We start from the raw sequence: 15,171 nt of genomic DNA on the forward strand, positions 1-15,171 counted from the left end.
CATGCTCGCCGATTATTCAATTTCTTGCAAATATCTAAAAATATTGGTCGCATTCGCCTGCCGCTACCTACTCTCGGGATAAGCGATCAGAAAGGTTCAATGATGACTATTGCGCGTGTTCCCCAGGTGCCAGCCTCAGAAACCCCCCTGCGTTTGCTCGGCGCACGCATCATTGACGGTACCGGTCGTGAACCCATCGAGCGCGGTGAAGTGCTGATCGAAAAGGGTGTCTTCAGCTACGTCGGCCCGCAGCGCGACGAAGAAATCGCCGGAGCCACAACCGTAGACCTCACCGGCAAGACGATCATGCCCGGCTTCTTCGACGTGCATGTGCACGTGAGCATGGGGCTTGAGACCGGTTTCCAGGCTATGGCCGCACAGTTTCCAGAAGAGCGCAATATTGGCACCGCTGCCACCCTGAGAGACACCCTCATGGCCGGAGTCACCACGATTCGCGACCTCGGCGGGCTCACCCCAGGCTTTCGCAATCTGATCGCGCGTGGCGCACTTGTCGGCCCGCGGGCTCACATGGCAATCAGTGTGCTCTCGCCAACCGGCGGCCACGCTGACATGCACATGCCAAACGGACTCTCGCTGATTCCGCAAGAAATGGCAGAAATGCGCCTGGTCGACACCGACGACGAAGTTCGGGTCACCGTACGCGAGCTGATTCGTACCGGCGCTGACGTGATCAAGGTGTGCACCACAGGCGGTGTCTCAAGCCCAAGCGATACCCCATCAGATTTGGGGGTGCCAGAGCATCACGTGCGTATCGCTGTCGAAGAGGGCCAGCGCCGCCAAGGCCAGCCTGTTACTGCGCACGCACAGGGCTCAGCAGGCATCCTTGAGGCGATCAAGGGCGGCGTTGCAAGCGTTGAGCACGGCTACGAAATCGATGACGAGGGCATTGAGCTCATGCTCGAAAAAGGCACTTACCTAGTACCAACCCTGAGCTCGGCACTGCGGGTGCCAGATCCCGCGAAGGTGCCACCATTCCTCTACCAAAAGAAGGTGGTCTGGTCGAATATCGCCCGCGAACATGTGTCGCGCGCCATCAAGGCCGGAGTCAAGGTCGCTCTCGGCACCGACGCCGGAGTCTGCCCACACGGAACCAACCTCACTGAGCTCGGCCACATGGTCTCGCTCGGTATGAGCCCAATGGACGCAATCACCGCGGGCACCATGAACGCCGCGACCCTGTTGCGCGTAGAAGATGCGCTCGGTTCGGTCGAAGAGGGCAAACTCGCCGACCTGGTGATCACCGACGTCGATCCACTCACCGAGATTGAGCGGCTCGCTGACCCCACCGAGATTCGAGTGGTCGTGCAGGGCGGTCGCGTCGTCAAAGACAACGATGCTTGGCTGCCAGTACCGGTGGTACTGCCCGGTCTCGCTGGGTGACGAACGTGACAATGCAAGACGTTGGATCAGTAGGCGCAGAAGCCTCAGCCGGCGAGGGCCGCGTTACCGCGCACCTCGAATCGCAGCTGGCCAAAACCGATCTGCTCGATAGCGCTTTTGGGGTTTACATTGCCCGACTAGACAATGAAGCGTTGCAGGCTGCCCGCACCCTCGATGCGGCAGCCGAGCGTGGCGAGCAGCTCCCCGCCCTTGCCGGGATGACGATCGCGGTGAAAGACCTGATTGCCGTGCGCGGTGCCGCCACGACCGCACAGAGCCTGGTGCACGAAGACCCATGGTTCGACGGGCAAGACGCCCCAATCGTTGCTCAGCTTCGAACAGCCGGTGCGATTATTACCGGCAAAACCTCAATGGCAGAGCACGCCGCGGGCCGGATCGATCCAGCGAAACCTTTCCCTGTGCCACGAAACCCGTGGGACCCCAGCCGGTGGCCAGGCGGGTCGAGCTCAGGCTCGGCAATCGCTGTATCGCTCGGTCTTGCCGACGCTGCGCTCGGCAGCGACACCACGGGTTCGCTACGAATTCCGGCGGCCTTCTGCGGCATCACCGGGTTTCGGCCAAGCACCGGGCTGGTCAATGGCACCGGGTGCATGGCCGCCAGCCCAACGCTTGACACGATGGGGCCAATGGCAAAGTCTGCACGCGATTGTGCGCGGGTGCTCTCAGTAATCGCCCCCATCGCGGAGCCCGAGTGGCGCGACAGCCTCGCAAACGTGCGGATCGGCGTGCCCAAAGCACTTATCGACAGTTGGGGCGACAAACTCGACAGTGAAATTCGTGAGGCGTTCGAACGCTCACTCACAGAACTGCAGAATCTTGGTGCGACCATCGTCGATATCGAGCTGCCCGAATGGGATCTGCTCACTAGCGCAACCATGCTTATCACCGCCCAAGAACTCTTTGCGGGTCACGCCGAGACACTTCGTGCGCGCTGGATCGACTACGGCCGATCCTTCCGTCGAATTGCCGCAATTGGCGGCTTCGTGCCGGGAGAAAAGATTAGCGCCGTTCGCACCGCCCTCACCGGAGCATGTGGCGCGCTGCTCACAAGGTTGAACGATCTCGACGCGATCGCGATTCCGACTTGGGCGCAACCACCGGCTGCGTACGACGAGAGTCTCGAAATGGGTGGCGGTGAGCTGAACCTCACTGCAGCCTGGGCGGCCGCAGGCTTGCCATGTATCGCTACACCGATGGGTCTCGACTCGCGGGGACTGCCAATGTCGCTGCAACTCGCCGGCAAGCCGGGCGACGACCTGCGAGTACTCGAAATCACGGATTGTTTTGAGCGATCCAGCGCCAACCCATTGCCGGAACCACCGGAATGGACAGCAGAGATTGAAGCAGTGCCAGACCCCGACCAGGGAAAAACACTACTGACCCAAGAAGAGAGCGCAGCGCTCGCCGCGATGCTTGCCCCACTTGGAATCTCACCCGAACCGCACGACTTCGCGGCTATTCACGGAATGCTCAAGGCGCTCGGCGCCTAACTCGAAACTTTTACCCACCTCGGGCCCTACGCCCCAAGCCTCAAGGAAGAGCACACATGTCAGAACAACAGGTCACAGGCGCAAGCACCGGCGCCAAAACCTCAAACAAAACAGCGGGAGTCGCAACCATTGTCGGCTTTCTCTTTTTCGTCGAGATCAGCAGCGGCTTTTTGCAGGGTTATTACACGCCACTGTTTTCTGAGCTCACCACTCACTGGGGCGTAAGCGACGCTTCGATCACCTGGTTTGTGACTGTGCAGACCCTCGCTGCCGGTGTTTGTGTGCCGATTCTGGCGAAGCTCGGCGACATCTTTGGACACCGTCGTATTCTGAGAATCTCAGTGCTTGCGGTAGCGATCGGTTCGCTTATTGTCGCGGTTTCGCCCTCATACGAGCTGGCCCTGCTCGGCCGAGTGCTGGTTGGCCCACTCGCAGTATGGTTGCCGCTCGAAATCGCTATTGTGCATAGCCGACTCTCGCAGACCACTGCTCGCCGTGCCATCGGCATGCTCGTCGCGAGTATCACACTTGGCGCTGTGCTCGGCTCGATCGCTGCCGGTTTGGTTGGCAGCAAGCTGCCAAATATGTCGCTCGTGCTCTTGGTTCCCGTTGGGCTGCTGGTGCTCTGCACCATTGCGGTGTTTGTAGCCGTCCCAGAATCTACTGAGCGTGCGAATCCCAAGATCGACACCATCGGTTTTGTTGGTCTCGGCCTCGTCATGCTGCTCATCATGGGCGGCCTACAGACCGCGAGCCGTGGTGGTCTCGCCCTTGCAACCACGCTCCTGATCGGTGGCGCTGTGCTCGTCTTCATCGCTTGGGTGTGGTGGGAGAAGCGTGCGAAGGCCCCGGCAATTGATATTTCGATTGTCACCAAACCACAGCTGTGGCCCGCCTATCTGATCTCATTCGTGCTCGGAATGCTGCTGCTTGGCGGTCAGACGATTCTGATGACTTTTGTGGGAGCCGACCCTGACAAGGTTGGGTACGGTTTTGGCTTCCCGCCGTCAAAGCTCGCGCTTGTCACCATTCTCGGTGTGCTGCCCGCCACAATCATTTCGTTCTTTATCGCAAACCTCGCGAAAAAGATCGGGCTGCTCGGTGTGCTGGCGACCGGCCTCGTGCTCTGCATTGCCGGAGCTGTAATGCTGGCAACGCTGAACGGGTCGTTGCCGATGATTTACGTTGCGATCATTCTGAACGGTTTCGGCAGCGGTCTGCTGCTCGCTGGCCTGCCCGCGCTGATCGCAGAAGAATCGCCGGCAGATTCGACCGGTATCGCTACCGGCATTTACAACTCGCTGAAGACCCTTGGCGGGGCAATCTCGAGCGCCGTGTTCGGAATGGTGCTTGCGATCTTCACCATCGAGGGATCTGGCGCTTCAACGCAGACCGGCTATGTAGTGGTCTGGGCTATCGGCGGAGTCTCAGCAGTGCTTGCACTCTTGAGCTTGCTTACGATTCGTAAGGCACGCCCAGTGACGACGTTTGTCGAGTTGCCCTAGCGCTTAGTTTGAGGAGCTTGGCTTGCTGTCCGAGCGTGAATCGGTGCGGTAGAAGCCCGAACCGTTGAACGTTACGCCGAGTGAGCCAAACACCTTGCGCAGATTGCCGCCGCACTCGGGGCATTCAGTGAGCGCGGCGTCGCTGAACTGCTGGTAGATGTCGAATGCGTGGTCACAGTCGGCGCAGCGATAAGCGTAGGTAGGCACAGTACTCAACCATACCCCGGTTCTGTACTAAGTATTCTCAGAGGGGCACACACCACAGCAAAGGGTGTGTGCCCCTCTGCATTGCTGAAAACTGGGGCTCAGAAGCTCAGCGTGCGACTCGGCGTCACCGCGCCGTGCACCGGAGAGTCGTGCGGCTCTACCGGTACGCTCGGGAGCACCTCGTCGTCAAACACCACGGCCCAGACCGGAGGCACAGTGGTCATCGCCGAGAAGCAGCGGTCGAAATAGCCGCGGCCCCAGCCGAGCCGATTTCCGTGCTGATCAACCGCAGCCGCTGGAATCAGCATCAGGTCGACCTGCTCAATCGAGCGTGCTGGTAGCACTTCACCCACCGGTTCCTCAATGTCGAAAGCGCCAAGCACTGTCATCTCATCAAGCGATCGGATCCAGTCAAGCTCGCCATCTTGCCGGGAAACAGGCAGCAGCACCTCGATGCCCTGCGCGCGAGCCCAGCGTAAAAAGGGCCGAGTGTCTGGCTCGGTTGCGGTCGCCAAGAAACACGAGATAGTGCGCGCGTCTAGCGCGAGCACAAGCGCTTTGAGCTGCGCGCAAAGTTCGGCTGCCGCGCTGGATCGGCGATCCTGCGCGCGCGCATTTCTTGAGGCGCGAATTACTGCACGTAATTCGCGCTTGCGCTCAGCCGTCTCGGTCACACGGACATTGTATGTCGCGTGCAGCGCACGGCTCGGGAGTTCTACACCCCGGGGAGGATAAGCTACCGGCTATGACGAATCAGACGTGCGCGGTAACAAAAGCCGTTATCCCTGCGGCAGGCCTAGGCACACGTTTTCTTCCTGCCACGAAGGCAATGCCGAAAGAGATGTTGCCCATCGTCGACAAGCCAGCTATTCAGTATGTCGTTGAAGAAGCAGTAGCTGCTGGTTTGCCAGACGTGCTGATCATTACTGGGCGCAACAAAGAGAATCTGATCAGTCACTTTGATAGCGTTCCTGAGCTTGAACAAACCCTGCAGAACAAGGGGGACAACTTCAGGCTTCGCCAGGTCATGGAAGCGAGTGAACTCGCTGACGTGCATTTCTTGCGGCAGGGCCAACCGCTCGGACTCGGCCACGCAGTCGGACGCGCTCGAAACCATGTGGGCAATGAATCGTTTGCGGTGCTGCTCGGTGACGACCTGATCGACGGGCGCGATCCGCTTCTGCGACGCATGATCGAGGTGCATGATGCGCAGCAGGTTACTGTGGTGGCCCTGATGGAGGTTCCGCCTGAGCAGGTGAACCTTTACGGCTGCGCGGCGGTTGAACCCACCGACGAAGCTGATGTGGTGCGGATCACGGGCCTGGTGGAAAAGCCGAATCCAGAAGACGCTCCCTCAAACCTCGCGGTGATTGGCCGCTACGTGCTGCGCCCCGAAATCTTCGACATCATCGAGGGGCTAGAACCGGGCCGCGGAGGAGAATACCAGCTGACCGACGCGCTCAACCATCTTGCACTCGGCGAGGGGGAGCGTCCTGTGCTTGGTGTGATTTTTGACGGTCGCCGCTACGACACCGGCGACCGGGCTGAGTGGATCAAAGCGAACCTATTGCTCGGAGTTGAGCATGAAGAGCTTGGTCCGGAGCTGCGTGAGTGGCTGGTCGGTTTCGTGAAGAGTCTGGCCTAGTTCGACGTGAGCCCGCTGCCCTACGCGATTGAGATGCCGCCCGCTCGATACTTTAAGCGGATCGGTATTAGAGGGCTGCGCGCAAAAGATGCAGCGCCATTGCGTGCGCTACTCACCGAGAACCGCAGCTGGTTGCAGCCGTGGGAAGCCACCTACCCGAGTGGTGGCGGCGCCGTCCCCGGGTCGCAGCCACTCGGGCCCATGGTGCGAGCGTTGAACCGGCAACGAAGGCAGGGCGCCGGAGTCGCGTTTGTGATGCTCTACGACGACGAAGTCGTTGGTCAGCTCAGTTTGAGTGATATCAGCGGCGGAGCGCTTCGTTCGGCGTCGATCGGGTACTGGGTGTCGCAGCACGTAGCGGGTCGCGGTGTCACGCCGACCTCTGTTGCCCTTGCGATTGACTATGCCTTCACCGAGCTGCGTTTGCATCGAATCGAGATCTGTATTCGGCCCGAAAATATCGCCTCGCTCAGGGTCGTCGAGAAGCTTGGTTTGAGGTTTGAGGGGCGCCGTGAGAAGTACATACATATCGACGGCAAGTGGTGTGACCACGACACTTTTGCGGTCACCGCAGAAGAAGTACCTGAAGGAATGCTCGCGCGTTTCGGCGCGCCGAACACCTGAGTGCGATTCCAGAACGTAGGGTGACCACATGGCAAGCGGTGTTTTTGGTGGTGGGTTGATCTTCGTGGTCGCCGCGCTGCTTTGGGCCGCCGTGCTGGTGCCAAGCTGGGTGCGACGTCGCGAATTTCGCGCAGCTGAGCAGAATGCTCTTCGTTTGCAGCGCACTCTTCGCGTGCTCGCAGAGACAGCTGAGGTGCCAACTGAAGTGCGAGTTGAGGCAACGGCCCGCGAAGCACTGGCGCAGGAGCGCTTGCTGCGCACCGCACAAAAACGACAGGAAGCCGAACGTAAGGCCGCTTTGACTGAGGCACGCACCGAACAGATCCAAGCTGAAATGCGCGCACAACAGATGAAGCGCAAGCAGTCTGCCGTGGTTCGTTCGGCGAAACTGCGACGGCCAGTGGTGCGCCGCGTTCGTTCGCTGGCAGCCCTCGTGCTGATGCTCTCACTTATGGCGGTGCTGATTGGCGCTGGCACGCTGATCGCTGGCCTCGGCCCTGCCGTGCTGGTTTCGGCGTTTGCCGCAGCAGTGGGCGCGCTAGGTGTGCTGGTATTGCTCGCCCCTGGCCGCGTCAAGCACGTCGAAATTGAAGCTGAGCGAGTTGCGCCGAAGGCCCGTCGCGCGCCAGTGGTTGCTGCTCCGGTTGCAGAAACGGTGGATCGCAGCGTCGAAGCTCACGCCGCCGCCCAGGCCGCAGCCGCCGCACGGATCGCGCGCGCAAAGGCTATGACCCGCGCACGCGCCGAGGGTGGCGCTGCCGCTATGCAGAACCAGCCAGAATCGATTCTCTTGGAGCGCAGCGAAACTGCAGCGGCTGTCTCTTCTGCTGCAGCAACTGTTGCGACCGCTGCTCCTGCTGCTCCCGCAGCGCCGAGTGCCGAGCAGATGGAGCACGTGAAAGCGCAGGCGCGCGCTGCTGCAGCAGAGGTTGCTGCGAGCGAGCGTCTGCGTCAGATGGGTGTAATCGGTGACACCAGTGATGGTGCTCTTGACCTCGACGCCGTGCTGAAGAACCGCCGCGCCGGCTAGTTTCGCCGCAATCGGCCCGTTCGATCCGCTCGAAGTGATGATCTTTCGCGTTGACTTGACCTGCGTATCGCCCAAGCTGAGTCTCTCTCGGGAATGGCACAGCACCCTCCGTTAGTATTGGTGAGTCTTGCTCTAGCAAAGGTAAGGCGTCGTCGAGATTCGTAGGGTGAGCGATGGATAACTGGTGGGTCAATGCGATCTGGTCGGTGACCCCGACCCTGTTGATCGGGATCTTCTTCTTCTTGGTGTTGCGGTTCATTCTTCGGGCCGATCGCACCGAGCGTCGCATCTACAAGGAGATGGAAGCTAAGGAGCGCGCACGCCTGGGGCTGCCGCCAAAATCGGATCAGTGATCCTGCGTTAAATATCGAATGAGCAGAAGCCGCGGGCGAAACTCATTCTTAAGTCGAATGTCGTAAACTTCGCCGCACCTCTAGACTTGCTGGCATGCACGACTTCCTTGCCATGCTTGGGCTGGCCGAGACGGGTTCTTTTTGGAGCTCAGTGAATTGGCCTTTCCTGTGGGCTGGTCTCGTGCTGGTGGTCGACAACATCATCAGAATCGTTGCGCTTTTCGTAGTGCCGAGAAACCGCCGCCCAACCTCGGGCATGGCCTGGCTGATCACCATTTTCTGGTTGCCGGTTCCAGGCCTGATTCTGTTCTTACTTATTGGCGGCATTAGCCTGCCGAAAAAACGACGCGAGATGCAAGAACTCGCAACCGAGGTCGTCAGCGACATTGCAGACCGAGAACAAGCAAAACTCGGCACCGAGATTTCGCTACTCCCAGACGGAATCTCAAATGCCGTGCAACTTGGTCGCTCGCTCGGCGCGCAGCCCATGGTGCGCGGCAACGCGACAAGCATCTGCATCGACTACGAAGAGTCGTTCGCCAGAATTGCCAGCGCAATTCGAGAGGCAAAAAACTACGTCTACGTTGAGTTCTACATTCTCGTGCACGACGACACAACGCATGACGTATTCGAGGCTATGCGGGAAGCCATCGCCCGCGGTGTCGAAGTGCGAGTGCTCCTTGACCATATCTCAGCGGTGCGCAACCCAGGAGCGAAGCGCACCGCCCAGACGCTAGACGAGATCGGTGCACGTTGGGCGTACCTACTGCCAATCAGGCCTTGGCGAGGCGAGTGGCAGCGCCCTGACCTGCGCAACCACCGCAAGCTGGTTGTCATTGACGGCACCGTCGGCTTTATGGGCTCACAGAACCTCGTCGATTCGAGTTACAACAAAAAGGCAAACATTCGCCGGGGTCTGCACTGGCGCGACCTCATGGTGCGTGTTGACGGCCCAGCTGCACTCGGACTCGAAGCAGTCTTCTTAAGCGACTGGTTTGTTGAAACCGGTGAGGTTATGCCGCAGACCTTCGATAATGATCTGCAAGTACATCTGCCGGGAAACGTTGACTGCCAGATCTTGCCGAGTGGTCCAGGCTTCGGTCGAGAGAACAACTTGCAAGTGTTTGTCTCACTGCTCTACACCGCGCAAGAACGAATCAGCATCACCAGCCCATACTTCATTCCAGAGAGCGCGATCATGCACGCGCTTCGAGCGGCTACCGCACGCGGTGTGCAGGTCGAACTCTTTGTCTCAGAGATTGGCGACCAGGCTGTTGTGTACCACGCGCAGCGCTCGTACTACGAAGAACTGTTCGACGCGGGCGTGCGTATCTTCATGTATCGACCGCCGTACATCTTGCACTCTAAGCACTTCACCATCGACGACAAGATCGCAGTGGTCGGCTCATCGAACATGGACCAGCGCTCATTCAACCTCAATATGGAGGTGTCGATGGTTGTGTACGGCGAAAGCTTCGTGCGTGAACTTGATCAAGTTAACGCCCATTACCACGCGAACTCACGCGAGCTCACGGCTGAAGAATGGTCTAAGCAGCCGCTGCGCTCACAACTGCTTGATGGGCTCGCGAGACTCACTTCGGCGCTGCAATAAAGCCCGTAGGCTCGCCGACACTAGACCGCGGGGTGGGCAAGTCCAAGGCTGCGCGCAATGGGCGGGCCGTCGGTCGACTCTGTGAGCAACCACACCTCTGCGTTCAATACCCGGGGAATTTCAGTCTGGCAGAGCTCGGTAAGGCCGAGACGGAGCATTGCTCCGTGCGCAACCACGACCGCGTCCGGTGCTGTTGCAAGCAGGCGAGCAAACGCCTTGGCCGATCGAATGGCTACCTCTGCGGTTGACTCCGCGCCCGGCACATTGAGCTCAGGCCAGCGGGTTTGAGCGTCGGCAACGAGCAAGCCTTCGGCCTCACCGAAATGACGCTCGATGAGCGCCTCGTCGATGCTTGGCTCGGCCAAGCCAAGAGCACTGCCAATAATCTGTGAAGTTTCTACTGCTCGGCCGAGCGGAGAGCTGACCACTGTTGCCCAGTCTGGTCGGTATTCACGAAGCAGCTCAGCCGCGGCGCGAGCCTGTGCCTGCCCGGTCTCGTTGAGCGGAATGTCTGTGCGCCCCTGCAGCCTGCGGTTAATGTTCCAATCGGTTTCGCCGTGGCGCACAAGCGCAATCGAGCGGGGCGTAGCTGCGGTCATGGCTCCACGCTATCGGCTAGCGGTGGTTTGCTGAGATTCTCGCCCCGCTCGAATGCGCTGGCTACTTGGCTCGGCGATCCACCTCAAGCAACTCGCCAACCTCGCAATTGAGCACAGTGCAGATCGCGGTGAGCGTTGAGAACCTTATTGCTTTCGCGCGATCATTCTTGAGCACCGAAAGATTCACAATGCTCACCCCGACTCGCTCGCTGAGTTCGGTGAGGGTCATATTACGTTCGGCAAGTAGTTCATCGAGGCGACAGTGAATAGCGTGTGTCTCAATGGGTTCTGCGGGGGTCATACCAGGCCCTCAGTTTCGTGCTGCAAGCGGATCGCCCGGCGCAGGGCAACATCAATCAATCCTGACGCAGTGACCGCAAAAAGAAGAATCCAGTACCACGCCCACCATTCGGTGCCACCGCTTGTGCTGGCGCGTACATCCAGAGCCGCTTCAACGCCGTTCGCTGCCAGGTTCCAACATGCGAACGCGAGAAGGCCGCCGCCCAGAAGTGACCAGGTAAATGCTCGCATAGTGCGGCTGGTTGACATTGTGAAAAATCGGCCCTGTTGAAAAAGCCACGCAAAACGCACGACGCAGGCAATACCGGCGAGCGCGGTTAGTCCGGCCGCTCCGATAGCGATCACAAGGCAAATCATCGAGACAGTATTGAGGTCTGGCACGAGCACCTGAAGATGGCTGAGCGTGCCCTGCACAGTGGGAGTGGGTTGGGTGCTGTCTGTGCTGAAGCTCATGAGCCCCGTCGCGCTTGTCTCTTGCAGCTCGACCGGTAGGTTCCAGATGACGCCGTCAGGGACAAAGGTGCTCAAGTATTGCCGCACGGTGAGGTAGATCACCGAAACCGATGCGACCGCGCCCATCGCGAGGATGGCGATGGCGTCGGCTCGCACTTTGCGTGGGCTTGGTTCTTTTGGCAGTGGTGTAGACATTAGATCAGCCCTTCGGTATCGCGCTGCATTCGTTCGCCCGCGGTAAATACTGTGATTACCACCCCGGCGGCAAAGGCGCCGATGAGGTAGATGGCCGGTTCAATTGAGACAACAGTGTTGTCGATTTCGTTGCCAGTTGCCCAGGCAAGCGCTCCGTTTGCGAGCATGGTGTTGCAGAGATTTGCGAATGAAAAGCCGAGGAGCCCGGTGAGTGAAGCGGCGACCACAAGTTTCGTGTTGCGCTTGCTGAAGATGCGGCCGCGCATGATCGACAGAGCGAGCAGCGTGAGGCAGATAGTGATCGCGGCGAGCGTGAGCGTGGTCAGGATCGGGCCTGTGACGCCTGCGACCACGGAGGTGAGTGGCAATTCGGTTGCCTGAATTTCTGCGGTGCTAATGGCTGCGGGCAGTACCTCCCCATTGCTCAGTGGGATCGCTGCGGTGATATCGACCATTTTGACCATGACGGGCGTGGGGCCCGGGCGCAGAATCTCGACAATACGAACTACTGAGAGAACTGCCGAGACTATGGTCAGGGCGCCACCCACGATGATCGAGAACCAAAACGCACCGCGATCGCCTTTGTCCGGCGTGTAGGCAGAGGTGTCTATGGCGGTGCTGGTGGGGGTGCTGGCCGCAGTGTTTGGGGCGCTCATAATCAGTTCCTTATCGATATTCGATATTATCGCTTATCGATAAGTATGCGGGTCGTAAGTTTTGGCTGTCAAGTCAGGTTTGTGAAATGTTTGCGTTCGGCGAGGGATCTGCCTTCGGTGAGAGAATTTGCCCGGCAGGGCCACTCCGAAGGGAGAACCTGGGCTGGCCGCAGTGCCGAAGCAGTGCCGAGCCAGTGCCGAACCAGTGTTGTGCCGGTGCCGAAGCAGTGCCGAACCAGTGTTGTGCCGGTGTCGCGTCAGCGCGCAGTGCCGCGTGTGCTGTCACGCCTGCGGCGAACAACCACCCATAGGGCAGCTGCGGTGCGTAGTCTGTTGCTATCGGTCACGCGAACCGCATTCGTGACCGCATGGAGGAAAGATGTTCGAGAGATTCACGGACCGCGCTCGTCGAGTGGTAGTTCTCGCCCAAGAAGAGGCGAAGATGCTCAACCACAATTACATCGGCACCGAGCACATTCTGCTCGGCCTCATTCACGAGGGCGAGGGTGTAGCCGCAAAGGCACTCGAGCAGCTCGATATTTCACTCGACGCTGTTCGTGAGCAGGTGACCGACATTATCGGTACCGGCCAGCAGCCCCCAGCAGGCCACATTCCTTTCACGCCACGAGCAAAGAAGGTGCTTGAGCTGTCTCTGCGCGAGGCGCTGCAGCTCGGCCACAACTACATTGGCACCGAGCACATTCTGCTCGGTCTTATCCGCGAGGGTGAGGGCGTCGCCGCACAGGTGCTGGTCAAGCTTGGTGCTGACCTGAACCGTGTGCGCCAGACCGTCATTCAGCTGCTGAGCGGCTACCAGGCAGGCAAGGAGACCGCAAGCGTCGGTGCTCCAGAGTCCGCCCCAGAAGTTAAGGGCTCGCAGGTGCTCGACCAGTTCGGTCGCAACCTGACCCAGGCAGCTCGCGAGGGCAAGCTTGACCCGGTGATCGGTCGCGAAAAAGAGGTCGAGCGTGTGATGCAGATCCTCTCGCGTCGCACCAAGAACAACCCCGTGCTGATCGGTGAGCCAGGTGTTGGTAAGACCGCCGTCGTTGAGGGGCTTGCGCAAGCAATCGTCTCGGGCGAGGTGCCAGAGACGCTGAAAGACAAGCAGGTCTACGTGCTTGATCTTTCGTCGCTGATCGCGGGTAGCCGCTACCGCGGTGACTTCGAAGAGCGCCTGAAGAAGGTCACCAAAGAGATCCGCAACCGCGGCGACATCATCATCTTCATCGATGAGATTCACACGCTTGTGGGCGCTGGCGCTGCTGAAGGCGCAATCGATGCCGCAAACATTCTGAAGCCAATGCTCGCTCGCGGCGAACTGCAGACCATCGGTGCGACGACACTCGATGAGTTCCGCAAGCACTTTGAGAAGGATGCAGCGCTTGAGCGCCGCTTCCAGTCGATTATGGTTGGCGAGCCTTCGCTGCCGCACTCGATCAATATTCTGAAGGGCCTGCGCGACCGCTACGAGGCGCACCACAAGGTGTCGATCACCGACGGTGCCATCGTTGCAGCAGTGAACCTGGCCGACCGATACATTCAGGATCGCTTCCTGCCAGACAAAGCTATCGACCTGATTGATGAGGCAGGCGCGCGCCTGCGTCTGTCGATCCTCTCGAGCCCACCTGAGCTGCGCGAGTTCGACGAGAAGATCGCCGTGGTTCGTGCTGACAAAGAGCAGGCCATCGAGAATCAAGACTTCGAAAAGGCTGCTGCAAAGCGCGACGAAGAGAAGAAGCTGATCGGTGAGCGTCTGCGCCTCGAAAAGCAGTGGCGTGCTGGCGATGTGGCAACCACCGCTGAGGTCGACGAAGGTCTGATCGCCGAGGTGCTCGCGCAGGCAACCGGTATCCCAGTATTCAAGCTCACCGAAGAAGAGACCGCGCGACTGCGCTTCATGGAGCAGGCACTGCACCAGCGTGTGATCGGTCAGAACGAGGCAATTGCTGCCCTCGCGAAAACCATTCGCCGTCAGCGTGCTGGCCTCAAGGATCCAAAGCGACCATCGGGCTCGTTCATCTTCGCCGGCCCAACCGGCGTCGGCAAGACCGAGCTGGCGAAGGCACTCGCAGAGTTCCTGTTCGACGACGAAGACGCACTGATCTCGCTCGATATGAGTGAGTACGGCGAGAAGCACACTGTGTCTCGACTCTTCGGTGCCCCTCCAGGGTTTGTCGGCTTCGAAGAGGGCGGCCAGCTCACCGAGAAGGTGCGCCGCAAGCCATTCTCGGTTGTGCTCTTCGACGAGATCGAGAAGGCTCACCCAGATATCTTCAACTCGCTGCTGCAGATCCTTGAAGAAGGTCGACTGACCGACGGTCAGGGCCGCGTTGTTGACTTCAAGAACACCGTCATCATCATGACCACGAACCTCGGTTCGTCAGCGATCGCGGGTGGCCCTGTGGGCTTCCAGGTCGAGGGCAACGAGGCGGTTGGCTACGAGATGATGAAGGGCAAGGTCAACGAAGAGCTGAAGAAGCACTTCAAGCCGGAGTTCCTGAACCGCGTCGACGACACGATCGTGTTCCCGCAGCTCTCCAAGCCAGAGCTGCTGCAGATTGTCGATCTTTTCGTCAAACGTCTCGCAGATCGTCTGCTCGATCGCGATATTCGTATCGAGGTTTCACAACCGGCACGCGAACGCCTGTCAGAGATTGGTTACGATCCAACGCTCGGTGCGCGTCCGCTGCGCCGCGCGATCCAGAGTGAGATTGAGGATCGTCTCTCTGAGCGTATTCTCGGCGCTGAACTGCTCGCAGGCGATCTGGTCAAGGTTGATTTTGTGGATGGTGCATTCACATTTGAAACTTCTGGCGAGGATCGCAAGGATGCCGGAGCGTCAGCAGCTTCGGCAGCGGCAGCAGTTGCTTCGAGCGCGCCAACCAACGGCACTGTCGAGTAATTCGACGGTCATACAGGGGGCGGGTACCGGATCGGTGCCCGCCCTTTGTGTTTGTGCGCTCGAATCGCACACGGTTTAGCTAGGGTGCAGTGCAGTGCAGTGCAGTGCAGTGCAGTGCAGTGCAGTGCAGTGCAGTGCAGTTCAGTTCAGCTCAGAGCGTGCGCCGCGCGAAGCA

The 15,171-nt window shown here is 59.5% G+C and carries 15 protein-coding genes; 9 read left to right on the forward strand and 6 right to left on the reverse strand.

What is annotated here, in order from left to right:
- Nucleotides 1–102 precede the first annotated feature (102 nt).
- Genes QBL02_RS09750 through QBL02_RS09760 form a run of 3 tightly spaced genes read left to right on the forward strand, consistent with a single transcriptional unit; the run spans nucleotide 103 to nucleotide 4,417 of the window.
- Nucleotides 103–1,401 (forward strand): amidohydrolase family protein, encoded by a 1,299-nt coding sequence (locus QBL02_RS09750; RefSeq protein ID WP_282726238.1) that lies wholly within the window; start codon nucleotides 103–105, stop codon nucleotides 1,399–1,401.
- Nucleotides 1,402–1,412: 11 nt separating this feature from the next.
- Nucleotides 1,413–2,912 carry an amidase gene (locus QBL02_RS09755; RefSeq protein WP_282726567.1) on the forward strand — a complete coding sequence of 500 codons (1,500 nt, stop codon included), beginning with the start codon at nucleotides 1,413–1,415 and terminating at the stop codon, nucleotides 2,910–2,912.
- Between the two features lie 56 nt (nucleotides 2,913–2,968).
- Entirely contained in the window at nucleotides 2,969–4,417 is a 1,449-nt protein-coding gene (locus QBL02_RS09760; RefSeq protein ID WP_282726239.1) for an MFS transporter, read from the forward strand.
- A 3-nt stretch (nucleotides 4,418–4,420) separates the two neighbouring features.
- Here QBL02_RS09760 and QBL02_RS09765 read toward each other — a convergent pair whose 3' ends face one another.
- Nucleotides 4,421–4,624, reverse strand: coding sequence for an FmdB family zinc ribbon protein (locus tag QBL02_RS09765; RefSeq protein ID WP_282726240.1), 204 nt, complete (start codon nucleotides 4,622–4,624; stop codon nucleotides 4,421–4,423).
- 98 nt (nucleotides 4,625–4,722) lie between these two features.
- A complete protein-coding gene (locus QBL02_RS09770) occupies nucleotides 4,723–5,298 on the reverse strand; it encodes a 5-formyltetrahydrofolate cyclo-ligase (RefSeq protein ID WP_282726241.1) in 576 nt (191 codons plus the stop codon).
- A gap of 71 nt (nucleotides 5,299–5,369) precedes the next feature.
- Here QBL02_RS09770 and QBL02_RS09775 point away from each other — a divergent pair, with 71 nt between their 5' ends.
- The 5 genes from QBL02_RS09775 to cls all read left to right on the forward strand — a co-directional run bounded on the left by QBL02_RS09775 (nucleotide 5,370) and on the right by cls (nucleotide 9,888).
- Complete coding sequence (locus tag QBL02_RS09775) at nucleotides 5,370–6,269, forward strand: UTP--glucose-1-phosphate uridylyltransferase (RefSeq protein ID WP_282726242.1); 900 nt, start codon at nucleotides 5,370–5,372, stop codon at nucleotides 6,267–6,269.
- Between the two features lie 33 nt (nucleotides 6,270–6,302).
- Nucleotides 6,303–6,893, forward strand: a complete 591-nt coding sequence (locus tag QBL02_RS09780; protein ID WP_282726568.1) for a GNAT family protein — start codon at nucleotides 6,303–6,305, stop codon at nucleotides 6,891–6,893.
- 28 nt (nucleotides 6,894–6,921) lie between these two features.
- Nucleotides 6,922–7,923: a hypothetical protein gene (locus QBL02_RS09785; RefSeq protein WP_282726243.1), complete on the forward strand. Its 1,002-nt coding sequence runs from the start codon at nucleotides 6,922–6,924 to the stop codon at nucleotides 7,921–7,923.
- A 173-nt stretch (nucleotides 7,924–8,096) separates the two neighbouring features.
- Nucleotides 8,097–8,276: a hypothetical protein gene (locus tag QBL02_RS09790; RefSeq protein WP_282726244.1), complete on the forward strand. Its 180-nt coding sequence runs from the start codon at nucleotides 8,097–8,099 to the stop codon at nucleotides 8,274–8,276.
- A gap of 94 nt (nucleotides 8,277–8,370) precedes the next feature.
- Nucleotides 8,371–9,888: a cardiolipin synthase gene (cls, locus tag QBL02_RS09795; protein WP_282726245.1), complete on the forward strand. Its 1,518-nt coding sequence runs from the start codon at nucleotides 8,371–8,373 to the stop codon at nucleotides 9,886–9,888.
- 20 nt (nucleotides 9,889–9,908) lie between these two features.
- Here cls and QBL02_RS09800 read toward each other — a convergent pair whose 3' ends face one another.
- From QBL02_RS09800 to QBL02_RS09815, 4 genes are all read right to left on the reverse strand, one after another.
- Nucleotides 9,909–10,487, reverse strand: a complete 579-nt coding sequence (locus tag QBL02_RS09800; RefSeq protein WP_282726246.1) for a histidine phosphatase family protein — start codon at nucleotides 10,485–10,487, stop codon at nucleotides 9,909–9,911.
- 61 nt (nucleotides 10,488–10,548) lie between these two features.
- Nucleotides 10,549–10,788, reverse strand: a complete 240-nt coding sequence (locus tag QBL02_RS09805; RefSeq protein WP_282726247.1) for a helix-turn-helix transcriptional regulator — start codon at nucleotides 10,786–10,788, stop codon at nucleotides 10,549–10,551.
- Complete coding sequence (locus QBL02_RS09810) at nucleotides 10,785–11,435, reverse strand: hypothetical protein (RefSeq protein ID WP_282726248.1); 651 nt, start codon at nucleotides 11,433–11,435, stop codon at nucleotides 10,785–10,787. The genes QBL02_RS09805 and QBL02_RS09810 overlap by 4 nt, the downstream gene beginning before the upstream one ends.
- Nucleotides 11,435–12,091: a hypothetical protein gene (locus QBL02_RS09815; RefSeq protein ID WP_282726249.1), complete on the reverse strand. Its 657-nt coding sequence runs from the start codon at nucleotides 12,089–12,091 to the stop codon at nucleotides 11,435–11,437. The genes QBL02_RS09810 and QBL02_RS09815 overlap by 1 nt, the downstream gene beginning before the upstream one ends.
- 379 nt (nucleotides 12,092–12,470) lie before the next feature.
- Between QBL02_RS09815 and QBL02_RS09820 the strand changes: the two genes are divergently transcribed.
- Nucleotides 12,471–14,996: an ATP-dependent Clp protease ATP-binding subunit gene (locus tag QBL02_RS09820; RefSeq protein WP_282726250.1), complete on the forward strand. Its 2,526-nt coding sequence runs from the start codon at nucleotides 12,471–12,473 to the stop codon at nucleotides 14,994–14,996.
- The last annotated feature ends 175 nt before the right edge of the window (nucleotides 14,997–15,171 follow it).

Source organism: Leucobacter sp. UT-8R-CII-1-4, assembly GCF_030010235.1.
GTDB lineage: Bacteria > Actinomycetota > Actinomycetes > Actinomycetales > Microbacteriaceae > Leucobacter.